This window comes from Commensalibacter melissae (assembly GCF_003691365.1).
GTDB lineage: Bacteria > Pseudomonadota > Alphaproteobacteria > Acetobacterales > Acetobacteraceae > Commensalibacter > Commensalibacter melissae.
This window is the reverse complement of record NZ_CP033087.1, coordinates 1,837,323-1,861,691: the sequence shown is the minus strand read 5'-3', so window position 1 is coordinate 1,861,691 and position 24,369 is coordinate 1,837,323. Positions and strand designations below refer to the sequence as shown.

Below are 24,369 nucleotides of genomic sequence, written 5' to 3'. Positions count from 1 at the left end.
TCAAGTTAGTACAAAGGATTTTTACTGATTTGATTAACCAGTTGGATTAATAGAGCCTGTTCTATTTTGATTACATCACTGTCAGAAGCAATGGACCCCGATGCAAAAAAGGTTCCTTTTTGTTTGTTGATGGGTAGATGTTCATTTCTGGGAATAATGGACCAATCAGCTTCCAAGATTGCTGAGCCATTTTGATTCCCCAGATTTTGTACATCCAAGTGGCTGATATTGATCAGGATCTGACTTGTTGGCATACCAACCTGTCTTTGATTGGTTATGAATAGAGTTGGATTTTTTATGGATAGCAAATGTGTAACATAATCGGTTACGGCAACGGATAAAACGCTACTCATTCTTCCGTTGACACTATGATAAAGACTGCTGTTTTCTCGGGTAACAATATCGGTTGTGTCAAGGTAATCCGGTACTGTGATCGGTGTAATGATAATTGTGGGGGAAGTTTCAGAATATTGTGTAATTTTGTTTGTCGACTGATTTATAATATTTTCATTGAAAGTGTAATATTTAAGAGGGGGAGCACTACATCCCCCGAGAATAAATAAGGTAATTAATGAGGATAAAGCGATGAATTTATTCATTGTTTTCGACCAATCAGTAATAATTTAGGATTACGTTCTATTTCCCGCGAAAATCCTCGAAGTGAAGTGGAAGCATCAGCAAGGTTCTTCAGGATAATTTCAAGATTGTTTCGTGAAGGTGAACGGGATGAGGTAAGCGTTTTCACATTATCAATCATTTCTGATGCTGATGACACGGCTTTGTTTGAATTGTTTAATAAAATGTGAAGCTCTTTTCCGCGTGAACGAAGTTGGACATCTCCATCAACAAGCAATTTATTAAAGTTCTTCAATAAACCATCTATGTTTTTGTTGATATGAGTCACCAGAATATTTGTACTATCTGATGTTTTCTTGACGCTATTAATAAGATCAGGGGTTTGCTTGTTTAAAGTTTCGGCAAGTTGTCCTATTTTTTGCGCAGTGTCATTTAGGTTTCTGGAAAGTTGTTCAAGTTGTAGATTCATTAATTCGGATTTGATTTTTTGAAACGTAGAGGGACGGGAAGGTATTTCTGTAAGATTTTTTGCAATCACAGGATGAAAGTGAGGGGCATTCTGCAAATCAAAATCAAGAAAAATATTGGACGTACCGGTAACAAAACTTTCTGTGCTAATTTCTGCACAAAGTCCATTTTCTATCATTTTTTCCAATAGTTTTTTAAAATTATTATATTTATATCCTATGCGGATTTTTCTGGGATCAATATTGATTACTACAGGGATATAGGCTTTGTGACTACCTTGATCGAATTGGAGATTAATGGAATCAACGGTTCCTACCTGTACTCCTCTGAACGTAACAGGCGCTCCAATGGATAATCCTGATATTGAGCTTGGAAAAACGATTATGGCATGCTCTTTTTTTGAAAAAAGATTAAAATTACTGAAAAAAATAACAGCACAAAGAGCAAGAATTATTCCTCCTAATACAAAAGCCCCGATTGTGGTTTGTTTATTAATGGTCATCTTTGTTCTTCTTTCTCTTCTGCATTTTCATAACGTTGTCTATGCATAAAATCGTATACCAATTGACAGGATGGATGATCGTGCATTTCTTGTGGTGAACCATGGGCAAGGGGTGTCTTTGATTCCGCGTCAAGGAATATACCATCATCTGCAATTGTAAATAAACTTGATAATTCGTGACTGACTATGATGATTGTGGTTCCCAATCCATTTCGTAAGGTGAGAATTAAATCATCAAGTCTCTTAGAAGTGATGGGATCAAGTCCGGCTGAGGGTTCATCAAAAAATAGGATTTCTGGATCAAGGGCAAGAGCTCTAGCCAAGCCACACCGTTTTCTCATTCCTCCGCTTAATTCAGAGGGATACAGGTTAATGGCATATTCCATTCCAACCAGCCCCAGTTTTAATTCTACCAATCGATGAATCATTTCTGGAGAAAGGTTGGTAAAAAGTTGCAATGGAAGCGCAACATTTTCACCTACTGTCATAGAGCTCCATAGAGCAGCATTTTGAAACAAAATACCAAAATTATGCGCGATTTTTATGCGATGTTTTCTCGAAACTCTCCAGTAATTTTCATTCTTGACAAGATAATCACCCGCTATTGGTTCTAAAAGCCCTATCATGGATTTAAGAAGTGTACTTTTTCCACATCCACTACCACCCATTAGGGCAAAAATGCTGCCTTGCTTAACGTCAAAATTAATGTTTTTCTGGATAACCTTTGTACCGTAACCAATGGTGAGATTTTTAACGGATAGAAGTATATTGCTGGATTGGTTACTCATTATTTATATTCCAATCATGTCAGCAATAACGGCAAATATGGCATCAATAGCGATCACCCCTACAATGCCAGTAACCACAGCTTTGGTCGCAGCCAAGCCGACATCAACCGCACTTCGTCCTGATTTTAACCCGATGTAACAGCTGCTTACCCCTATAAATATTGCAAATGAAATGGTTTTGAGACCACCAAACACAAATTGGTTGAAAGCAACCGCTCCGAAACTTTGTTGTAAAAATCCTATGATTGAAACTTTTAACATGAAAATGGAAACAATCAATCCGCCAAGAATTCCCATAAAACAGCCATAAAGATATAAAATCGGCATGGTGATTACAAGTGAGAGCATTGATGGAAGAATAAGATATTCCATAATGGAAACACCCATGACTTTTAACGCATCGATTTCCTCATTGCCCTGCATTGTTGAAATACGGGCTGCATAGGCCCCACCTGTTCGGCCTGAAATAACAATAGCACTCATGACGGCAGCCATTTCCCGAACAGTTGCAATGCTGACCAAGTTTGCCACATAAGCGTCAGCTGCAAACCTGCGTAATTGTACTGCACCGACAAAACCAAGAATTGCCCCGACTAGAAAATTAACAACACTGATGATTAAGAGGGCAGACGGACCAGCGTTCTGGACATCAGAAATCAAATCCACAATTCGCATGTAAGAACGGCCGGTGAGGGATTTTAAAATACCAATAATAACTTCCTTAAGCATCTGGACAGTTATGCCAAGATTGGTCAGTCCGTTGATAGTCCATTCACCAATCATATATAACGGACGAAAGGGAGATGAATGTTTAACAGGTGCCTCATCTTTGCTTTCATGCAACAGGGAAAGAAGTTCTTGTGCGGAAGCAGGCAGATCCTTGTCAGAGAATTTTATGGAATGTTTGGTGGCCTGACATTTGATATCCCAAAGAAAGACAATCAATCCACTATCCCAGTTTTTAAGATTTCTAGCATCAAAATAAAGCGTTTGATGAGCAGGGATCCTTTCTAGATTTTTTGGAGAAAATCGGGGAATGTTATTGTTTTTTGCTAACCATTGCCCACTTAAGGAAATAACATAATGATTTTCTTGCTGCTCTAGTTTCCACTGAGGCTGCTGATCTGAATTTATATCGCTCATGCTTTGTCTGAATAATGTTGAATAATTTTATTTCATAAAATTATACTAAAAAGGTAAATATATAAAACATTATATACTTATATGAAATGTAGGTGAATTTATTATCATTTTAATTTTTTATATAATATGGTTTTTTTTGTAAAAAGTAACTATGTAAAAAAGAGAAGTATTGGTAATATAAAAGTTACTTTTCAGAGAATTAGGATTTTTGATTGATTGATGCATACAAAACGTAAACAGAAGTTGGATGGATGGCTTCTTGTTGATAAACCATTAAATGTGACATCTGCTTACGTTGTAAATAGGGTGAAATATGCTTTTAATGCCTGTAAGGTAGGGCATAGTGGTACCTTGGATCCATTGGCGACAGGGTTGTTACCCATCGCTTTTGGCCAGGCAACCAAAACAATCCCTTACATTATGGATAAGACAAAAGTTTATCATTTTGAACTTACTTTTGGAGAATCTCGTACAACGGATGATGCTGAAGGTGAGGTTCTTGACCATTCAGAGTTCAGACCGGGTGATGAACAAATCAATAAGGCTTTACAGTCCTTTCAAGGAGAAATATATCAGGTACCTCCTATTTACTCAGCGGTAAAGGTGCAAGGTAGACGTTCTTATGACTTAGCACGTCAAGGGGAAAAACCTCAACTAAAAGAACGGTTGGCACGTATTGATTCTTTTCGAATGATAGAACGGATTGATAAAGATCGTGCAAAGTTTGAAGTTGTTTCTGGTAAAGGCGTTTATATGCGTTCTTTAGCCAGGGATTTGGCGGTTGCCTGTAATACAGTTGGTTATGTTTCTGAATTACGCCGCCTTCGCGTGGGTCCATTTGATATTGCAAATGCTTTTTTACTGGACAAACTCGTTGAAAATGGCAAAAAAGGAATTGTTTCTTTAGATATGCTTCTTCCCGTTCAAACTGCGCTGGACGACATCCCGGCTCTAGCTATGACTGAAGAGGAGGCTGAATCCCTGAATTTTGGCAAATCTATTGATCTGACCGAGATACGGAATCGTTTTGCACTGGATGTGAATTCATATGATGGCATTGTTCGTGCAATGAAAAAGGAGCATTTTATAGGATTGTGCCATTTAAACAATAAATGGCTGCGTCCTGTTCGTATTTTTAATATTTAAATTGATGAAAGGATATACGATGTCGATTACACCGGATCGTCGTACCCAGCTAATTAAAGAATACCAAACCAAAGAAAATGATACAGGGTCTCCTGAGGTTCAGATTGCTTTGTTAACAGAAAGAATTAATAATTTAACTGAACATATGAAAGAACACGCCAAGGATTTTCATTCCCGGCGTGGGTTATTGAAATTGGTTGGTCAACGTCGTCGTTTGCTGGCCTACATCAGTCGGGTTAATAAAAGCCGTTATGAAAACCTGATCAAGCGTCTAGGTTTGCGTCGTTAAAAAATAAAGACTGGTTTATCTATTAAACCAGTCTTTATTTTATAAATTAAGAATATTGAGTATATTATAATCAAAACAGGAAAGTTTTTTGAAATCCAGCTTTACAGCGTTTCAGGCCACATGGTGTGAAAATAACAAAATATAAATGCTCCATGCCGTCCGAAACGCTGTTATTTACAGCATTGAATGTAATGATGGTTAAAAAAATTTTCTTGCGTATAACTTCATAGGATAAAAAATGTTTAAATATTATCGTAAGGAAATTGAATGGGGGGGACGTCCTCTTATTCTGGAAACAGGTAAAATAGCGCGTCAGGCAGATGGTGCAGTGATGGCCACTTATGGCGGGACTACAGTATTATGTACAGCTGTTGGAAATAAGAAAGCCAATCCAGATCAGGATTTCTTTCCATTAACCGTGCATTATCAGGAAAAGGCTTTTGCAGTTGGAAAAATTCCTGGCGGTTTTTTCAAACGTGAGGGGCGCGCTTCTGAAATCGAGACATTGATCTCTCGACTTATTGATCGGCCTATTCGTCCATTATTTCCTGATAATTTTTGTAATGAAGTGCAGGTTATAGCGACTGTTTTAAGTCATGATATGGAAAATGATCCTGCCATTGTTGCCATGATTGGCTGTTCTGCAGCGCTGACCCTGTCCGGTATTCCTTTCTTTGGACCCATTGCGGGTTGCCGGGTTGGATATATTGATAATGAATATGTTCTAAATCCGGTTTTGGCGGAAATGGATCAAACCAAATTGGACTTGGTTGTGGCGGGTACTTCCGAAGGGGTTCTGATGGTTGAATCCGAAGCCCAGGAATTAAGTGAAGAAGCAATGTTGGGGGCTGTTAATTTTGGTCACGAGGCCTGTCAGCCTGTTATTGATGCAATTATCGCTTTGGCCGAGCATGCTGCCCGTCAACCTTGGGAATTGTCTGAACCTACTGCAGAAGAGAAGAAATTAAAAACTCGTATTGACAAGATTGGACGCAAACCTTTGGCGGAAGCCTATAAGGAAAAGGAAAAGCAAAAACGTTACACTTTACTGAATGCGGCACGTACCAAAATTATTGATAAGCTTGTTGAGGAAGAATTTGATACAGCCAAGGCGGGTTCCTTGATTGATAAATTGGAAGCCGATATTGTTCGTAATTCAGTGTTAAAGACAGGATTGCGGATTGACGGACGTGATTTAACCACGATTCGACCCATTATCAGTGAGGTTGGTGTTTTACCTAGAACACACGGATCCGCTCTTTTTACCCGGGGTGAAACGCAAGCTCTGGTTGTGACAACTTTAGGTACAACTCAAGATGAACAGGTTGTGGATGCGTTAGAAGGGGAATATCGTTCTAATTTCATGTTGCATTATAATTTTCCTCCTTATTCTGTGGGGGAATGTGGACGGTTGGGTTCACCTGGGCGTCGTGAAATTGGTCATGGAAAACTGGCATGGAGAGCTATTCATCCTCTGTTGCCAAGCAAGGAAAAATTTCCATATACCATGCGTGTAGTTTCTGAAATTACGGAAAGTAACGGTTCGTCCTCTATGGCTACGGTTTGTGGAACCTCTTTATCCCTGATGGATGCAGGTGTGCCACTGGAACGTCCTGTAGCGGGAATTGCCATGGGATTGATCAAGGAGAAAAAGGGTGTTGCTGTATTGAGTGATATCCTTGGTGATGAAGATCATCTGGGAGATATGGATTTTAAAGTTGCTGGTACTGAAGTTGGTGTCACCGCTTTACAAATGGATATTAAAATTACATCCATTACACCAGCAATTATGGAACAGGCCTTGGAACAGGCTCGTGAAGGAAGAATTCATATTTTGGGTGAAATGGCAAAAGCCTTGACAGAAAGCCGTAATGACATTGCAGAGAATGCACCACATGTAATCATTATGAATGTGCCCAAGGAAAAGATCAGGGATATTATTGGATCTGGCGGTAAAACAATTCGTGAAATTGTTGAATATGCAGGTTGTAAAATTGATATTGATGATGATGGTACAATACAAATTGCTGTTACATCGAATGAACAGGCGGAAAAAGCCAAGGAGCGTATCACTGCAATCATTGCTGAACCAGAAGTTGGCCGCATTTATACAGGAAAAGTTGTAAAGGTTGCCGATTTCGGAGCATTTGTCAATTTTATGGGGGCTCGTGACGGGCTAGTTCATATTTCTGAATTATCAGCCGGGCGTGTCGGTCGTACAAGTGACGTTGTCAAAATGGGGGATACTGTCAAGGTAAAGGTTGTAGGTTTTGATGATCGAGGAAAAATCAAGCTTTCCATGCGTGAGGTAGATCAGGAAACAGGTACTGACATCAGTGAGGTCGTTGGAGTCAAAAACAGCTCGTCATCTCGTAATCGCAATGATAACCAGTCCAAACGCTCATAGGTTTTTATGTGTATCATTTTTTCAATAAAAAGATGATTCTTGATTTTTTTATTGGAATAAATATAAGTGGGCTATTCAAAGTTTTTTTGGTTTAGATTGTTTAGTCCACTGCATATAGAGCAGGAGTAATAATGAAAGCAGTTAATTCAATTCGTATGGGAAATAAAGAAGTCCTCCCTTTGATTGAAGGGGGTAAAGGGGTTTCTGTTTCTACAGGAGTATCTGCTGGTCATTGGTCTGCTGCGGGTGGAATTGGAACCATTTCCATTGTAAATGCTGATAGTTATGATGAAAATGGCAATGTTATTCCCCAGATCTATCATGCAAAAACACGGCGTGAACGACATGAAGAACTCATTCAATATGCAATTAAGGGCGGAATAACCCAAATAAGGGTTGCCCGTGATATTGCGGGGCCAAAAGTGCCTCTTCATGTCAATATTATGTGGGAAATGGCAGCAAGTGAATTGATTGCATCTCAGGTTTTGGAACAATCGAAAGGCTTGATTAATGGTGTTACCTGTGGAGCGGGAATGCCCTATCGTTTATCAGAAATTGCTGCAAAACATGCATTATATTACTATCCCATTGTTTCCTCTGGACGTGCATTCAATGCGTTATGGCGTCGATCTTATAGAAAAACGCCAGAATGGCTTGGTGGGGTGGTTTATGAAGATCCATGGAAGGCTGGGGGGCATAATGGGTTATCAAATAGTGAAAATCCATTAGAACCGCAGGATCCTTTTCCACGCGTTGTAGAGTTGAGAAGAGTCATGCGCCAATATGGACTGGATCATGTTCCAATCATTATGGCAGGTAATGTCTGGTGGCTTTCTGAATGGGAAGATTGGATTGATAATCCAGATTTGGGTATGATTGCATTTCAGTTCGGTACAAGACCTTTGTTAACGAGGGAAAGCCAAATCCCTCAAGCTTGGAAAGATCGTTTGCGGACATTGAAAAAGGGTGATGTATATCTTAATCATTTCTCTCCTACAGGTTTTTATTCATCGGCAGTTCAAAATAGTTTTCTTAATGAATTGAGGGAACGGTCTCAAAGGCAAGTTCCTTTTTCAAGGGAAGCTACAGAAATGATGAATGTTCCATATGAATATGGGGTTAGAAAACGTTTGATTTATGTTACCCAGACGAGTTTTGAAAATATTAAGAAATGGGAAAGCGAGGGGTTTACTCAGCCTCTCCAGACTCCAGATCATACATTTATTTTTGTAACTCCTGAAAAAGCAGGAGAGATACAACAGGATCAGAATAACTGCATGGGATGCCTGTCAATGTGCCAGTTTTCAAATTGGTCACAGGTTGGTCCCAGTTATACGACAGGAAATCGACCCGATCCCCGCTCTTTTTGTATCCAGAAAACATTACAGGCAATAGCTCATGCGAATGGTCCTGACGCAAAAGAGGTGGTTGATCATAATTTGATGTTTAGTGGAACCACAGGGTGGCGATTTGGATCTGACCCATTTTATGATAATGGGTTTATTCCAACAGTTAAACAGTTGGTTGATCGAATTATAACCGGATATTAATGATAAATTTATCCAGTATCGAATGTTAAATTCTAAATTACTGTTCAAATAATTTAGAATTTTTGTATTAAACTAGTTTTTAAAAAAACTATTGATTATTTGTTAAAATATTATTCGGCAATTTGCGATAACAAATTATTGGTACAGACTTCTGCATCAAATAAAGCTGTCGAATTAACAAAAGGTCTTGGTAAAATATAAGTATAAAATTTACTGCCTTCAGTGGGAACACCTAGAGCATAAATAGACTTGATTATCTGATTGTTTTGATTGATCAAATTGAAGTTTGCATTGACATTAAATTCTCCTAGAGCATAATTGCCAATATGGAACTGACAGCCTATATTGTTTTTCAGGATATTTTGAAAAAGAATGTCTTTGCTTTCCTTTGCAATGGGTGCATTGACCATGGCAACAATATAATAATCAGCACGAATGACTTCGTTAAATTGTGTTGTTAGGTAAAAGCTTTCCTCTTTTTCTTCTACTTTAACATTCGGTCCCAAATCTATGCGCAATATGTTGGCCTTGATTAAAGCGATCATTTGCTGAATCCTCTCAAGGGGTGGACCAACACAAATTCGGATCATGATAGGTTTAAATACTTCATTGAACCAGATAGCACTTTTTTCCGACAGGCCACAATGGTCAACGGTTAATCTAATCCAATCACGTACATCCCTTAAAATATCAGTGCTTGCCTTGGTGGGATTGTCTATATTGCCCTGTAAAGCGTTATGTATATCTTCCTGTAAATAGTTTAAAAGCCAGTCATGAAATTCTTCTTGACTTTTGAAGGAAGTATGGGCAAGCGGATCGCTAATTTTTTCCCATGAGAATCTTTCTTTTTCATCGGGAATATAGGCTTTTACAATCGCGTTTCTTTGTGATTTGTTTCTTAGATAGTCATTAAGGAAATTATAAGCCTTGATTATGTCCTGATTCTTGAGATAGGTAAAGCTGTAAACACATTCCATTTCTTCAATCAATAACGGGAGATAATCCTTTTCAAAATCAATTTTTTTATTGTTTTTTAACTCAATTATTTTTTCTTTGGTAAAAATTTGGGGCTTGTATTGTTCTCTTAATTCTTTTTGCGTTCTCCCCCGTGCATTCAAGGGCAATCCTGATCTGGAAAAGGCTATAATTTTAGGTTCCTTTCCAGAGGGTTGATAGATTAGGTGATCTTTTTCCTTAATGAATTTCCCCCCTCTGTCTTCAGTCAATTTGGAAATAACGTCAAATGTGGTCAAGCCAAGTCCCTGTATTGCAACGGTTTCTTTATTCGTAATGATATGGTCTAATTTTTCCAAAGGATAAGCATATATTTTTTTCTTATTTGGAAATTCGCAATTTTGGGTATCGTGACCGGTGGTTATACAAATAATATCAGATGAGTAAGTATTATTTTTCGTAACGATACTCCATTTTTTTTTATCACTTCCGAAAATGTTTATAACTTTTTCCTGTATTTTGATGATCTGAAGGTTTTGTACCTTGATAGAACATAAATAATTAAAGACCCAGCATAGGTATTCGCCAAGATCCTTTCGTGAATAATAGTTTAAAGGGTTGATTGTTTTATCTTGTGATTTATATTTGATTTTTAACCATTCATAAAAGGTTGGTCCCCGGATTGCATATTTGTAGTTTTTAACCGTATCATCAGGGAAAACAGTGATCTGACTGCAAATAGTGTTAACTAATAAATTTTCTGATTGATTGATATCATGACAACCGGCACCATAATCTTTATTTTCGTTAAATAGTTGTAAAATAATCTGCCTATCTTTTAGTTTCTCATCCCAAATACAATGGGATATAATTCTTTCAAGTACGTTGAGGCCTCTTGATCCCAATCCTATTATAGATATCTTAATCTTATTATAATCATTATTCATAATTTTTTCTTCTATTAATATATTAATATTTTTAAATAAAATTAATGCATTATTAATATAATTATTATTTTATAATAAATAACACATTGAAACGAAATATAATACAAATTAAAATAACTAATAAAGTTATAATTTAATTGGTTTTATTAAGAAGTATATTATTAGTATTTAAGTGTATAAAAAATGTTACGAAAATTTTTGAATATTCAATATCCTATTTTTCTTGCACCAATGGCGGGTGTATCAACACCAAAACTGGCAGCTGAGGTTTCAAATTCTGGTGGATTGGGATCATTGGGACTGGGATCCTGCAATCATGAAGAGGCGAAAAAGCAAATTGAACAGCTGAAACAGCTGACCTCCTTACCTTTTCAGGTCAATTTTTTCTGTCATCAACCAGAGAAATCAGACGCTACACTTGAAAATCAGTGGGTTCAATATTGCTGTTCAAAATTTGGCAGGATAGATCTGATGAATAATTTTAGTCAGGCTTTTTCCTGTCTTTATTCCAGTTTTTTAGAGAATGACAATTTTCTGGATTTAGTAATTCAAGAAAAAGTTCCCGCTGTTAGTTTTCATTTTGGAATCCCAAGCAAAAGTCAAATTTACAGATTGAAACAAGCCAATATTGTTACGATGGCTTCTGCGACAAATTTGATAGAGGCTTCATACATAGCAAGGTCTGGTATAGATATAATAATAGCGCAGGGTATAGAAGCGGGTGGTCATCGGGGTGTTTTTAATCCAAATATTGATTCGGCGATACCAACACTAGAACTGGTTTTTCTGATTAAAAATAATTTATCAATACCAGTTGTGGCTGCCGGTGGTATTATGGATGCGCGAGATATTCATGATTGTCTTAGTGTGGGGGCAAATGGTGTTCAGTTAGGAACAGCATTCGTCCAATGCAGTTCGTCAAAAGCGAGTGAAACCTATAGACAATCATTATTTAATTCAAAAGTTACGCAAATTACCGCGACCATTTCTGGTCGACCTGCCAGGGGGTTGGTCAATGATTGGCATTTAAAAATTGATTCACCAGATCGGCCTTTAACACCACCTTATCCTTATACTTATTATTTTGCCAAGAAAATTTACGAATATACTAGACAGCCTCAATATGCCGCATTTTGGGCAGGATCAAAGGTTTCAAAAATTAAAAAAATGGAAGCGCCAGATCTAATGAAGTCTTTTATTGAAAATGTTGATTTTTGATCTTAATCATTATTTAGAGTATGAAGATAGAGTTAAATTAAATAGCAATATTTTTTACTATAATTTTTAGAAAATAAAATGCATATTTGCTGAATTGTAAAAATTGAACGTATTTTAAGATACATTCAATTTAACCTGTTTTGAAATATCGTTTTTGTATTATTCTACTGTTTTAAAGCTTTATTACCGATATCCGTGCGCCAGATACCATCTTTCCAGTTAATTTTGTTAACGGCATTATATGCGGTTGTCTGTGCTTGTTTGAGTGTTTTATCAAAAGCGGCAATGCATAAGACACGACCTCCTGCTGCACAAAGTTCTTGTTGAGCGTTATAATTGGTTCCAGCATGAAAGACTTTTACATGGGGTATGGATTCAGCTTGGTCAATATTTTTGATAATTCCGCCTACAACTGGTGTTCCCGGATATCCTTTTGCCGCCATAACAATACAAATCCCTGCTTGATCAGAGAATTTGATTTCTGATTTTTTTAATTTTCCCTGACTGAGATTATAGAGAATATCTAACAAATCTGTTTCCAGTCGAGGAAGCAGAACTTCTGCTTCCGGGTCTCCAAAACGAACATTATATTCAATTAGATAGGGCCCATCATTTGTAATCATCAATCCGGCAAAAATGATGCCACGGAAAGGAATTCCACGTTTTACCATTTCGCGCAGCATGGGTCTGACTGTTATATCCAACGCTTTCTCTTGGGCTGCGTGATCAAAAAAGGGTGGTGGGGATATTGCACCCATTCCGCCAGTATTGGGTCCTGTATCATTATCGCCAATGCGTTTGTGATCCTGAGCCGCTCCGATTAAAACCGCATGTTCTCCATCGCAAAAGGCAAATAGGGAAATTTCCTCTCCTGTCAGAAATTCCTCGATAACGATTTTATTGCCTGCTTCGCCAAAACGGTTATCTTGCAGGATTGTTTCGATCGCTTCTTCAGCTTCCTTAAAGGTATAGGCGATAATAACGCCTTTTCCTGCCGCCAAACCATCTGCCTTGATGACAATTGGAAAAGATTGGGTTTTCAAATAAGCAACCGCTTGTTCACTATCTGAAAACTCTTTCCATGCTGCAGTTGGGATCCGGGCGGCATCGCTGATCATTTTTGTGAAACTCTTGCTTCCCTCCAGCTGTGCAGCCGCTTGGCTGGGACCTGCACAGAGGATCCCGGCGTGCTCGCAAGCATCGGTTAATCCTTTAACCAAAGGTAATTCTGGTCCGGGAATAACAAGATCAATATGATTGTCTTGTGCAAATTTTACTAAATCGGTAATATTATCTACCTTAATGTTTATATTTTTACCATATTGTGCAGTACCTGGGTTTCCTGGTGCGATAAAAAGCTCGGTAAGATTGGGTGAGCAAGCAAGAGCCATGGCAAGGGCGTGTTCTCTTCCCCCAGAACCGACGAGTAAAACGCGCATAGAGATTTCCTTTACTGATGTTTCTTTTTTTGGGATAAGGCTGTATCATATTTATGTCGATAGATGAGCAACTTTCTGATCGAATGACGGATAATATACCAGAATTTAGTGTAGGGGATATTTCTACAGCGATTAAGCGAGTTTTGGAAGGAAATTTTTCTCGGATTAAAGTGAGGGGGGAAATTACCGAGTTAAAACAGTATCCGTCTGGACATATTTATTTTTCCCTAAAAGATGAAAATGGAAAACTGACAGCAATTATCTGGCGGTTCAAGGCGGCAAAACTTACTATAAAACTCGAAAACGGTATTGAGGTTATTGCAACAGGCAAGATTTCTTCTTATGGGGAACGTTCATCATATCAGCTTATTGTTGATCAGATTGATTATGCCGGCGAAGGGGCTTTATTGGCCCGTATCGAAAAATTAAGAAAGAGATTGGAAGCTGAAGGTTTATTTGACCAGGAAAAAAAGCGTCCTTTTCCTCTATTGCCAAAAGTAATAGGTGTGATTACATCCTCTAAAGGCGCGGTTTTGCACGATATTCGCACAACAATTCAACGACGTTTTCCCAGGGATATCCTGGTCTGGCCAGTGGCGGTTCAGGGAGAGGGGGCAAGTGAACAGATTGTCAGGGCTATTATTGGATTTAACACCCTTTCTGTTAATGGTAAAATTCCACGTCCTGATATCTTGATTGTTGCACGAGGGGGTGGATCACTGGAAGACTTGATGGCCTTTAATGATGAGGCTGTTGTAAGGGCCGCAGCAGAGTCGAAAATTCCCCTGATCTCAGCAGTTGGACATGAAACAGATACAACCTTGATTGATTTCGCATCTGACCGTCGGGCCCCGACTCCAACTGCAGCTGCGGAAATGGCTGTTCCTTCGCAGGTTGATCTTGCTGCTGGAATAATGCAGCTGGTTACGCGTTTGAATAAAGCATTAATACAGGTTATTCAATCTTATCAACTGCGTTTGAACAAGGCCATTACCAGATTGCCGGACGTTCCCACTCTATTGGCGCAAAACCGTATGCGCCTGGATGACCGTTCCTATCGTCTGGATTTGGCGCTTCCAGCATTGGTTCTGAAAAGGAGACATCAGCTTTCTTCCATTCAGGCTGTTGATCAATATCTTTTGGGACTGATTGATCGTTTCAAGAGACAACTGGCCTTTAATGAAAAACAATATGCAATTTCTTGGCTGCATTACATGCGTCAGCTGGAAAATAATTTACCCCTGTTCTCCATATCGAATGTACGTAATTTATTGAGAGAAAGGCAGCTGAAATTGGAAAGTGTCACGGCAAGATTGGAAGCCCTTTCCCCCAAGGCTGTATTGGCACGGGGATATGTCTTGGTACAGAATAAGAAAGGTCAGGCTGTAACTGAAGCAAGAGGATTGAGGGCTGGATCTGATTTGATCTTAACTTTTTATGATGGGCAGAAAGACGTGCGTGTTTTGAAGCGGCAGGAAAACCGTCAGGAAAGTTTTGATCTGTAAATTAATTAAACGGTTTATAATCAATCCTGTTGAATTATTCAATTTAATTAAATCGTAACCTGAATTATATAAATTGAGATGAATGTTGATTTATTGAAAAATTGAATTTTGAAATATTGTAAATCATTTTTTTGATCAGAATATTATATTGGTTGTTATGGTTACGGATCGTTATTGGGAAAACTTGTCACTTCAAGAAATGAACAAGGAGCAATGGGAGGCTTTATGTGACCGTTGCGGTCGGTGTTGCCTGCATAAATTGCGGGATGATGATACGAATGAAATTTATTATACAAATGTTGCCTGTTGGTTGCTGGATATAAAAACAGGGCAATGTTCGGATTACTGTCATCGTAAAATCAGGATTCCGGACTGTATCCAATTGACCCGAAAGAATTTATCAAGGATTGACTGGCTGCCCTCCACCTGTGCATATCGTTTAATAGCGGAAGGCAAGACACTTTATTCTTGGCATTATTTGATTGCCGGTAATTTTGAAGCCATGCATAAAGTCGGTATTTCCGTGCGGGGAAAGGTTGTGAGTGAACATGATGCAGGGGAATTGGAGGATTATATAGTGGAGTGGATCGATTGAAAAACACAATGAGCGGTTTTCTTTCTTCATTGTAGGCTGTATATTTACTTGTATTGGAGAATTTTACATGGATTTGAAATCTTTTTTCAAATAATTAATTTTTTTTAAATTTACTCTTTGACCTTTTCGTTCTTCATGCTATTAATCCTTTTACAAAATATGGGCGAGCTTGGCGGAATGGTAGACGCTCAAGACTTAAAATCTTGTGTCCGTTTTGGACGTGTGGGTTCAAGTCCCACAGTTCGCACCACCTGAATCATATTTGAATGATCTGTCAGACATTATTTTTTATTTCTGGCATTATTTTTTATTTCTGGTAAATGTTTTTTTAATACATCAATCAAATTTTCATTACTATTTTCTAGTAAGCGTTTTATCCATTTAAGAAAATCTTCCTTTTTTTGTTTCTTCAAGATTTTGCTGATAATTGATAATCCTTCACCTTTGCCATTATACCATTTTAATAGCTCTTTTATATTTTTTTCCTCAATTGCTTTGTTAATATTGTATTCAGTTTTTTGTAGATCTTCTTGAAAAGAATTTTTTAATTCATCAAAGCTTTTGTTAAAAAATTCAATTAAAGATTCCTGCTTCTTGATTTTATCATCAGAAGGTGAAAGTCTAGCAAATGATCTGCTTAATTGTAATTTTCCATATTCCACGATATACGAATTTCTATTTTTATTGATAGTATCGAGAAGTTGAGAGGTTATCTCTTGAATCAGATTGTCTTTTTTCGTTTTATCGTTATATTGCTCTAGTTCAGCAATAATCTCGAGAACATCATATAATAAGAAAAGATTTTCAATTTCAAGGACGTTGAGCACATAAATATTTTGATTATTCAGTTTTTGTATTTCATCTGTACCACGATAATCAGCATCCACGATACCCGCACAATTAATACGAGTTAAAGATGGATGGTTGTTAAGCGAATTAACCGCATGAATAACTTCTGTACATGAATTGCTTGGAATAATTGTCCATTCTGGATAACATGCGCGGTAAACAGCTTGATCTAAACTGTTTTCTTGTCCCTCAACAAATAGGATGGGACGACGACTACCCAAAATCAAAGTAACAATTTCCTCTGATAACGGCATATTATCTGGAAGCGGTTTTATATCCCATTTATCAGATTCAGGAAAATTTCTTTGGTATTTTTTGAGAATATATTTTTTTCCTGCCTGATTGGCGATAAAATTTAAATCGTGTGAAATGGTTATAAAAGCACAATCTGGACGTATTTTTTTCAGTTCATTCCATAGTGGTGTTAAGATGGAAGGATGTAAATGTTGTTCAGGTTCATCAAAAATAATCAGGGTACCAGGATCCGGAAAAAGGATTTGACCGATTAAATAAAAAACAGAACGTTCTCCCTCACTTGCTTCTATAATGGGGTAATAATCTTCTTTATCGGTGTCCTTAATTCGAATTGTATCTAGGGTGTATTCTAATTGTTTATTAGGGAGGATCTTTTCAAATATGGATTTTAGTTGTGCTAGTTTGCTTGTCGGTTTTTGTTCAGGAGGACGATTAGAGTTGTAATCATTATAAAATTCTTTGGCAACTTTATCAAATTCTGAAAATAGGTATTGTAATAAAATATCACTATCATTGTAAAATTCTAGTTGATTAGTATGTTCATGAGTTAATATTTGAGGTCGATTTTTTTTAAAATTATCTAGCAAAGTTTGTTTTGCTTTTTCTTCTGTTATTTGAATTTGGGAAGAATTTAAAAATATCGCACGGTGTGCGTTGATACGATATATTTTATTTTTATCGTTGTTTTTGATGATATATTTTTCAATAAATCGTGCCAGACGGGTTTTGCCGGAACCATTCGCTCCAACAATATAAATTGTTTTTCCTTTATTTAAAGTGATTTTAAGGGAATCATTCTTGTTGGTCTCGTCAATAATAAGAGGTACAGGGATTTCAAATAAATTTTCACTTGTCATAATTGAACATGGATTTATATCAAAGATGGTTAAAATATCTTTGGAATATTAAACATATTGTTGAATAATAAAAATGAAAATTGTTTGATCTGACTTTTCTTTTATAGATTCAGACAATTGCTGGATAATGGAGAGAAAAGGAAGATTTATTGTTTGACCAGTTTCGCTAACAGATTTTGTTGTTCGATGGTCATGGGAAGTTCCGTTTTTGTTATATCCACACCCTGCCAGCCGGCTCCAAGGGCCGTGAACAAATTGATGGAATCCTGGAAACGTTCCAAAATGGCCACAGCCTCTTCATTGGCGGCATTTGTGGCTGTACGTTGCGCGGTCAGGACATCCAGATATCCTGTAAGTCCTGCCTTATAGAGTTTTTGGGCACGGATAAGGGCGGTCTGGCTGCTTACTTTGGATTTGTGCAACAGATCAACATGTTCGGAATCATCACCCCAGGCCGCGATAACATCCTCGATTTCTTTCAGGGATGTCAGGATTGTTTGACGGTAATTTAACCGTGCCTCTTCTGCCTGAGCCTGCGCTTGCTTAACTGCGGCACTAAGGCGGCCACCATGCAGACCTGGAATGGAAAGATTGATAAAGCTGCTGGATACCAGACTGGCAATATTGGCCATTTGACTGGTAAAAGAAGTCGTTGGCATCGCACTCATGTCAATGGTGAATTGTGGATAGAGTTCTGCAACCGCAACACCGATATTTGCCGTTGCCATGGCGTATTGCCTTTCGGCCATACGTATGTCTGGACGATTGGCCAGGGCAATGGAAGGAATGGAGGGTGGAAATGGGGGTAAGTCTGGTAAAGGCTGTTCTATCTTAAGAAGTGTTTCTGTGGTTCCCGGCGTTTGTCCCAGCAAAACATCAATTGTATGGGTAATCTGGGTAATGCTGGTTTTCAAGGGCTCTCGACTTGCTCGCTGGGTTTCAAGCTCGGCTTCTGCCTGGGCAGTGCTTAGAGTCGTGCCTGTACCCTCAATATACTGTTTTTGTGCCAGATTATAGATATACTGGGCGATTGCAACATTTTCATCCGCTATGCGTAACCGTAGCTGCATGGTGCGGAGGGTTACATAGTTATTGGCCAGTTGAGAAAGCATGGCTAAAAGAACGGCTCTTCTATCCTCGATCGAGGCCTTTACAGCCTCTTCTTGGGATTGAACCATTCGTCTGATCAAACCGAATGTATCCAGTTGCCAGCTGAATGTCGCGCCATAACGACGTATAACGGCATTATTTGGATTTCCTTTTGATATCGAGATATTGCTGGATAAGGTATTGGAAGATGTCTGATATCCAAATCCGCCAGAACCATCCAGTTGGGGATACCATTTAGACGCCTGCTGATCACGCAAGGATTGAGCGGCCAAAATCCGTTGTCCCGCCATCTGAAGGTCATAATTGTTCTGGATGGCTTTTTCAACAAGTTGATTTAACAATGGATCATGAAACTGTTCCCACCAACGACGCATGTTGTTCGCTGCCTGGACAATCTCTTGGGCTGTGGCTGGTCTTTTCCATACTTTTTCAGTCCATTGTTCCGGAATTTTCATGTGATCCCGATGAAAATTGGGGCCAACCGTGCAGGCATTCAATCCAATCAAGGAAAATGTAATTGCTTTCTGCAAGATAGATTTTAGACGGAACATGTTTGAAATACTCATAGATGATCTTGTAACCAGGTGGCCAGTTTTCCTTTTCTGCCACTTGTTTGTGGGCCGACACTGATTGTTGCGGTCATGCCGGCGGAAAGATGGATCGTGTCTGGAATATGATCAATATGAATTCTTACGGGAATACGTTGAGCCAAACGAACCCAGGTAAAAATGGGATTAACATTTTGCAAACCAAAATTATCAGCGTTGGCATTAGAGTCATTGATACCACGGGCAATACTGACAACATGTCCGGGCAGTATCTGTTTATATCCCATTAACTTGATCCGGGCGACATCGCCGACATGAATGCCCCACATTTTGGTTTCTTCAAAATAGCCATAGACCCAGAAAGAATCGGCATCAATAACGGATAAATATGAATTGCCTGTATTGACGTAATCACCAACCCGTAAATTTAGATTTGTAATATAGCCATTGACAGGTGAATAAAGTATGGAACGCTGCAAATTTAACTTGGCTTCTGTCAGGGCTGCTTTTGCTGTATCTACACTTGCCTGTGCGGTTCTAACCTTTGTATTGAAATCTTCTTTTTCTTCTGTTGAAACAATGCCTTCCAATCCTTTGCGACGCATTGCATTACGACGTTGTAAGGCAAGATTGGCCTCCGCATTTTCCAAATTTGCCTCTGCCTGTTGAATGGCGATTTTAAAACGTAAAGGGTCAATTACGAAAAGGGGATCACCCTTGCGAACAAACTGGTTGTCCCTGACAGGAACCTGTACAATGGTGCCCGAAATTTCCGGGGCGATTTTAACGACGTATACTCTGACACGACCATCACGGGTCCATGGGGCAATCATGTAAGTGTCCCACAAGGCTACCCCTAGAATTATAGCCATGGCTACAATGATTAGGGTCAAGATGATGCGGATGATATTACTAATGGGTGCCATGATTGAAAAACAAATTCTTAAAGTCAGAAGTTATACATATAAGATAAGCAAACATAGGATACTGAAATATAAAGCTACTTCAAATAAAGCAAGATGCCAAAATAATTTTATTAAACCTGTTTTCCACAGGAAAGAACGGATAATAACAGTTAAGGCGAATGCAAATAAAGCATAAACAACAAAAGGGGCGATATAGACACCAAAAAAATCAAATTCTGCGATCATCTTGTTGCACTCAGAAAAAAGGAAACATTTTTACTAATTTTTAATGGATAGTTTGTAAATTCCCAGAAAAATAAAAAAGAGTAATATAAATTTGTTTTTTTTATGGACAAAATTTTCTTTAAAGCACAAAACATGAATCAATCAATTTGATTTAAAAAATTAACTCTAATATTGTTTATAATATAATCCATTTATGATAGAAACGGATAATGATATGGATAGCATTTAAAACATATTTAAGTAAGGAAATAAATCAAGAATTATTAAATGCTCTCCGTGCGGATTATGCCTAAATTATTTTCAAGTCAAGATATTTTCATTGTATATGTACATTAATTTTATTTTACAATGCGTTTTGCAGTAAATAAAATTTAGGTTAAAATAGAAAGGAAATATTTGGTCCATAATTGGAAAATTTGAATAGAAAAAATTAAATTGCATATTAAAATCAAGTAATTTTAATATGCAATTATAGATAAAAAAAGCATTTTATGAGTTATATCATTTATTAGTAATAAATCTAATTGTATGTTTAGATCTTGTCATTAAGTCTTATTACATTATTCAAAGTAAAATAAATAATATTTCTTGTCTTTTTTTATTATTATTAATTTAAATATATATTAAACTTGGAAACAAGTTTTATCGGATATGTAGAAGGAATTAAAATGTTTTTTTGCAAGAAAAAAAAAACAAATTTAAAGCAAAATAAAAATCAGGTTCAAAATAATGTCATGGCTTCAAAAGAACAGCTTAATCCTGCTCTGGCTGAAATGGCAGATAAAGCAGATAAGATTAAGGATGATATGAAGGATGTTGCAGAAGAACAAGTAGAGCAGCTTTCTAAAAAAGTTCAATCCAAACCGATCAAAGCGGTTTTGATCTCCACGATTATAGGTTTTGTACTGGGTCGGATGACGCGCTAGTAATATTTGTTGTAGAAATGGTCTATATACATGAAGATTGTTGAATTTGGCAAAGCAGCAGTGAATGCAGAGCTCCTGCTTTTGAAAAAAAAGTCAATTAGAGTAAGCAAGCAAATCCTGTTATGCTGTATAGGGGCAGTATTTGGATTATTTGTTTTAATTTCCTTGCATGCTGTTTTGGCGGCGCTGTGTTGCTGGTTGTTTCATATTGGTTTTTTGGGATCATCATTAATTATCCTAATTTTTGATATTTTGTGTGCTGGTATCTTTTTCTATCTGGCCTTGCAGGCAAAAATTGGTGAAGAAGAGATAGAAGCCAAGGTGATTCGGAACCATAATTTAAAGCAATTGCGTGATTCAATTGCCCTGACAACTTTAATTACTGCACTTACAGGGCCGTTGGGTGGATATTTACGAAGTTTTATATGGCAGTTTATTAAAAAGAAATTTAGAAAAAAATCTGAATAGATTTTATTTATAATGTTGGGGTTTTTATAATAAATACTTCAACATTATTTACGAAGTTGTTGAAAAAAAATTGTTTTTCCAAATTTATCATTATCATTATTAAGTTTTTGTTGATTTTTTTTATAAACTTATGCACTTTATAGTAGTATTTTAAATTCATTTTATAACCTGGAGTAGAAGTATGCACGTTCTTCTTATGGGAGAAATCTTTTTTTTAGAGCATGAATTCTACCAAAAACTTAAAGTAACAGATTTTTCTATCGATAGGGTATCGTTTGATATTGAGGTATTATCAACGGCTCATCTGTATGAATATGATCTTATTATAGTTGAAGGAAATAATTTGGATAAATTGTTTTTTTCGACCATTAGAGAATTGCGCGCATTAAATGAAAAGATTTCTATTATTGTTGTTTCCAGACAAAATAATCTGGAAAATAAGATAAAAGCTTTTCAGGCAGGTGTGGATGATTATGTGTTAATTCCATTTTATGAGGATGAGCTGATTGCAAGATGCAAGGCGGTTTTGAGACGTGTCCAAAAAGTATTTTCCAAAAAAATTATTCATATTGATGCATTAAGTATCAATTTGGAAACACATGAAGTATTCGTTAATAAAGCATTGGTTCATTTGACAGGCAAGGAATATCTTATTTTGGAATTGCTTATTTTACAACGGGGCACTTTAATTACAAAGGCGGCACTTTTAAACCATTTATACAAATGCAATGTAGAACCCGATATTAAAATTATTGATGTCTTTGTATGTAAATTAAGAAAAAAATTACAAGATGCTGGTGCGGAAGATTTTATTTCAACAATATGGGGACAAGGTTATATCTTCCGTAAATCAACAATGGATAGTGAATGAAAATAGATATTATGTTTCACCAATCTTTATTCGGAAAATTGTTCTGAAATAATCCGTTCTGACAAGCTTTGATTTGGATTGAATAGTAAACAAGATTTTATAGATTTGTTTTCTTTGACAGTAATCTCGACAACGTCACGTATCTCTGTGAAATCGGCTACAGCTGCTATAGGGCGTTTATTTTCTTCCAGGGTCAAGAATTGAAAAAGAGTTGTTGAAGGAAGTAATGCGCCTCTCCATCGGCGTGGCCGAAAAGGACAAATAGGAGTTAAGGGTAACAAATCAGAATTTAAGGGAACGATTGGACCATGTGCTGATAAATTATAGGCTGTCGATCCTGCGGGTGTTGAAAGAATGATACCGTCGCAAATCAGTTCGGATAACCTGATCTTATGATTAATTATCACCTTTATTTTGGCTGCCTGTCTGGTTTGCCGGTATAAAAATATATCATTAAAAGCTAGGGCTGTGTGTGTTTTACCATCAACTGTTTTAGCTGACATGGCCAAAGGATGAAGACAAGTTGGTTGGGTTTTTTGAAGTAGTGATGGAAGATCCTTCTTGATCTTGGGATTTGTAAGGAAACCAACAGAACCGAAATTGATACAATAAATGGGAATCTGATAATTAATATAAGTATGAAGTGTTTCTAGAACAAAACCATCACCACCAATACAGATAATGACTTCGGCTTGGTCGATACTTGCGTTTCCATATTGTTTTACCAGGTCATTTTTATATTGAATTGCCTCGGGTTTATCCATGGATAAAAAATGAAACTTTGTGGGTGGATTATCAAAAAACCTCATAAATAGTTCTCGGCAATTATACAGATTTCATTAATTATAAACATTACGCAACATATAAACAATATTGTTTTAGTTTAATTAATTTCTTTTTTAATCAATCAAAATTATTAAATCAAATATAATTTATTATTAAAATTTTACTAGAACTACTGGATTGAATAGATAGATTTGTAAGCTGAATAATACTTAAAAAAGGATTGATATACCAAAATTTAAAATTTATTTGCTAATTTTAGGTAAACAATTTAATTATTTATTAATATTTATAAATTAGGTAAAAATTATGCAATTAGAGATAATGGTGTTGAATTAAAATTATATTTTATGGCTGAATGTAAATATATATATATTTATTAGTTTAGAATAATGTAAACAATCATATTTGTCTAGTAATATATAATGTTTTGAAAGAGTTATTTAATATAAATATTTATTGTGGATATGATTTTACAAGTATTTTATTGTGAAAGTTTATTATTTGATGAAAGCAAATGAATTGCTATCAAACTGTATTTCAAAAGAAAAAAAAATTCCTCCCAATCCTATAGATAAACGAGTAGGAAGCCGTATCCGATTAAGAAGAAAGTTATTGGGCTTTTCCCAAGAAAAACTTGCTATAGCTTTAGGTTTATCATTTCAACAGATTCAAAAATATGAAAAAGGATTTAATCGTGTTGGTGCTTCGAGACTTTATTATATAGCACAGTTTTTGCAAGTTCCGATTAATTTTTTCTTTGATGAGTTTTTGACCGGAAACGAAGAAAATAAAAGTCAGGTTCCTCCATCATTTTCAACGGCATTAGATGTTAAAAAAATATTAATTACCAAGGATAAGGAAAATGCCATTAAGGAGGAAATTAAAATTACAGATTTGAATGTTATGAATAATAAGGAAACGGTTGATTTGTTAAAGGCGTATTATCATATTAAAGATAAGGAAATCAGGAAAAAGTTGCTACATCTTATTAAGGTTATGGCAGAATGATTTAAAAAATATT

The 24,369-nt window shown here is 36.8% G+C and carries 22 protein-coding genes and 1 tRNA gene; 12 read left to right on the top strand and 11 right to left on the bottom strand.

Translation table 11 applies throughout. From position 1 onward, the window contains the following. Positions 1-5: 5 nt before the first annotated feature. The 4 genes from D9V35_RS08450 to D9V35_RS08435 are packed head-to-tail and all read right to left on the bottom strand — an operon-like array spanning position 6 to position 3,477. Entirely contained in the window at positions 6-599 is a 594-nt protein-coding gene (locus tag D9V35_RS08450; RefSeq protein WP_122124117.1) for a PqiC family protein, read from the bottom strand. Next, on the bottom strand, positions 596-1,546 hold the full coding sequence (locus D9V35_RS08445) for an MlaD family protein (protein WP_122124116.1): 951 nt from the start codon (positions 1,544-1,546) through the stop codon (positions 596-598). Before D9V35_RS08445 ends, D9V35_RS08450 begins: the two co-directional genes overlap by 4 nt. Continuing rightward, positions 1,543-2,334 (bottom strand): ABC transporter ATP-binding protein, encoded by a 792-nt coding sequence (locus tag D9V35_RS08440; protein ID WP_122124115.1) that lies wholly within the window; start codon positions 2,332-2,334, stop codon positions 1,543-1,545. Before D9V35_RS08440 ends, D9V35_RS08445 begins: the two co-directional genes overlap by 4 nt. Positions 2,335-2,337: 3 nt before the next feature. Then, on the bottom strand, positions 2,338-3,477 hold the full coding sequence (locus tag D9V35_RS08435) for an MlaE family ABC transporter permease (RefSeq protein WP_110439103.1): 1,140 nt from the start codon (positions 3,475-3,477) through the stop codon (positions 2,338-2,340). A 219-nt stretch (positions 3,478-3,696) separates the two neighbouring features. Between D9V35_RS08435 and truB the strand changes: the two genes are divergently transcribed. From truB to D9V35_RS08415, 4 genes are all read left to right on the top strand, one after another. Continuing rightward, the gene (truB, locus tag D9V35_RS08430) at positions 3,697-4,623 is read left to right on the top strand and encodes a tRNA pseudouridine(55) synthase TruB (RefSeq protein WP_110439102.1); all 927 of its coding nucleotides are present in this window, start codon (positions 3,697-3,699) and stop codon (positions 4,621-4,623) included. A gap of 19 nt (positions 4,624-4,642) precedes the next feature. Next, a complete protein-coding gene (rpsO, locus tag D9V35_RS08425; RefSeq protein ID WP_110439101.1) occupies positions 4,643-4,912 on the top strand; it encodes a 30S ribosomal protein S15 in 270 nt (89 codons plus the stop codon). A gap of 238 nt (positions 4,913-5,150) precedes the next feature. Continuing rightward, a complete protein-coding gene (gene pnp / locus D9V35_RS08420) occupies positions 5,151-7,319 on the top strand; it encodes a polyribonucleotide nucleotidyltransferase (RefSeq protein WP_122124114.1) in 2,169 nt (722 codons plus the stop codon). Positions 7,320-7,450: 131 nt separating this feature from the next. Continuing rightward, positions 7,451-8,869: an NAD(P)H-dependent flavin oxidoreductase gene (locus D9V35_RS08415; RefSeq protein ID WP_122124113.1), complete on the top strand. Its 1,419-nt coding sequence runs from the start codon at positions 7,451-7,453 to the stop codon at positions 8,867-8,869. 110 nt (positions 8,870-8,979) lie between these two features. On the opposite strand, the gene D9V35_RS08410 is transcribed toward D9V35_RS08415, so the two are convergent. Continuing rightward, positions 8,980-10,770, bottom strand: coding sequence for an FAD/NAD(P)-binding protein (locus D9V35_RS08410; RefSeq protein ID WP_122124112.1), 1,791 nt, complete (start codon positions 10,768-10,770; stop codon positions 8,980-8,982). Positions 10,771-10,953: 183 nt separating this feature from the next. Between D9V35_RS08410 and D9V35_RS08405 the strand changes: the two genes are divergently transcribed. After that, positions 10,954-11,988: an NAD(P)H-dependent flavin oxidoreductase gene (locus tag D9V35_RS08405; RefSeq protein ID WP_122124111.1), complete on the top strand. Its 1,035-nt coding sequence runs from the start codon at positions 10,954-10,956 to the stop codon at positions 11,986-11,988. A 164-nt stretch (positions 11,989-12,152) separates the two neighbouring features. On the opposite strand, the gene purD is transcribed toward D9V35_RS08405, so the two are convergent. After that, a complete protein-coding gene (gene purD, locus D9V35_RS08400) occupies positions 12,153-13,427 on the bottom strand; it encodes a phosphoribosylamine--glycine ligase (RefSeq protein WP_122124110.1) in 1,275 nt (424 codons plus the stop codon). A 53-nt stretch (positions 13,428-13,480) separates the two neighbouring features. Between purD and xseA the strand changes: the two genes are divergently transcribed. The 3 genes from xseA (at position 13,481) to D9V35_RS08385 (ending at position 15,777) form a co-directional block, all read left to right on the top strand. Beyond that, on the top strand, positions 13,481-14,932 hold the full coding sequence (xseA, locus tag D9V35_RS08395; RefSeq protein ID WP_122124109.1) for an exodeoxyribonuclease VII large subunit: 1,452 nt from the start codon (positions 13,481-13,483) through the stop codon (positions 14,930-14,932). A 157-nt stretch (positions 14,933-15,089) separates the two neighbouring features. Further along, positions 15,090-15,527: a YcgN family cysteine cluster protein gene (locus D9V35_RS08390; RefSeq protein ID WP_122124108.1), complete on the top strand. Its 438-nt coding sequence runs from the start codon at positions 15,090-15,092 to the stop codon at positions 15,525-15,527. 163 nt (positions 15,528-15,690) lie between these two features. Next, positions 15,691-15,777: transfer RNA gene (locus D9V35_RS08385), tRNA-Leu, on the top strand. Positions 15,778-15,808: 31 nt separating this feature from the next. On the opposite strand, the gene D9V35_RS08380 is transcribed toward D9V35_RS08385, so the two are convergent. The 4 genes from D9V35_RS08380 to D9V35_RS08365 form a co-directional block, all read right to left on the bottom strand. Next, the gene (locus tag D9V35_RS08380; RefSeq protein ID WP_122124107.1) at positions 15,809-17,488 is read right to left on the bottom strand and encodes a DUF4435 domain-containing protein; all 1,680 of its coding nucleotides are present in this window, start codon (positions 17,486-17,488) and stop codon (positions 15,809-15,811) included. A gap of 146 nt (positions 17,489-17,634) precedes the next feature. Continuing rightward, complete coding sequence (locus D9V35_RS08375) at positions 17,635-19,164, bottom strand: efflux transporter outer membrane subunit (RefSeq protein WP_122124106.1); 1,530 nt, start codon at positions 19,162-19,164, stop codon at positions 17,635-17,637. Further along, a complete protein-coding gene (locus tag D9V35_RS08370) occupies positions 19,161-20,072 on the bottom strand; it encodes an efflux RND transporter periplasmic adaptor subunit (RefSeq protein ID WP_110439091.1) in 912 nt (303 codons plus the stop codon). The genes D9V35_RS08375 and D9V35_RS08370 overlap by 4 nt, the downstream gene beginning before the upstream one ends. A 30-nt stretch (positions 20,073-20,102) precedes the next feature. Beyond that, complete coding sequence (locus D9V35_RS08365) at positions 20,103-20,297, bottom strand: DUF1656 domain-containing protein (protein ID WP_110439090.1); 195 nt, start codon at positions 20,295-20,297, stop codon at positions 20,103-20,105. 668 nt (positions 20,298-20,965) lie between these two features. Here D9V35_RS08365 and D9V35_RS08360 point away from each other — a divergent pair. The 3 genes from D9V35_RS08360 (at position 20,966) to D9V35_RS08350 (ending at position 22,562) form a co-directional block, all read left to right on the top strand. Further along, the gene (locus D9V35_RS08360; RefSeq protein WP_122124105.1) at positions 20,966-21,223 is read left to right on the top strand and encodes a hypothetical protein; all 258 of its coding nucleotides are present in this window, start codon (positions 20,966-20,968) and stop codon (positions 21,221-21,223) included. A 30-nt stretch (positions 21,224-21,253) separates the two neighbouring features. After that, complete coding sequence (locus D9V35_RS08355; protein ID WP_122124104.1) at positions 21,254-21,691, top strand: hypothetical protein; 438 nt, start codon at positions 21,254-21,256, stop codon at positions 21,689-21,691. Positions 21,692-21,872: 181 nt separating this feature from the next. Then, entirely contained in the window at positions 21,873-22,562 is a 690-nt protein-coding gene (locus D9V35_RS08350) for a response regulator transcription factor (protein WP_122124103.1), read from the top strand. Positions 22,563-22,588: 26 nt separating this feature from the next. Here the strand turns inward: D9V35_RS08350 and D9V35_RS08345 are convergent, their stop codons facing one another. Beyond that, entirely contained in the window at positions 22,589-23,371 is a 783-nt protein-coding gene (locus D9V35_RS08345; protein ID WP_110439086.1) for an NAD kinase, read from the bottom strand. A gap of 481 nt (positions 23,372-23,852) precedes the next feature. Here D9V35_RS08345 and D9V35_RS08340 point away from each other — a divergent pair, with 481 nt between their 5' ends. Further along, complete coding sequence (locus D9V35_RS08340) at positions 23,853-24,356, top strand: helix-turn-helix domain-containing protein (protein WP_122124102.1); 504 nt, start codon at positions 23,853-23,855, stop codon at positions 24,354-24,356. The last annotated feature ends 13 nt before the right edge of the window (positions 24,357-24,369 follow it).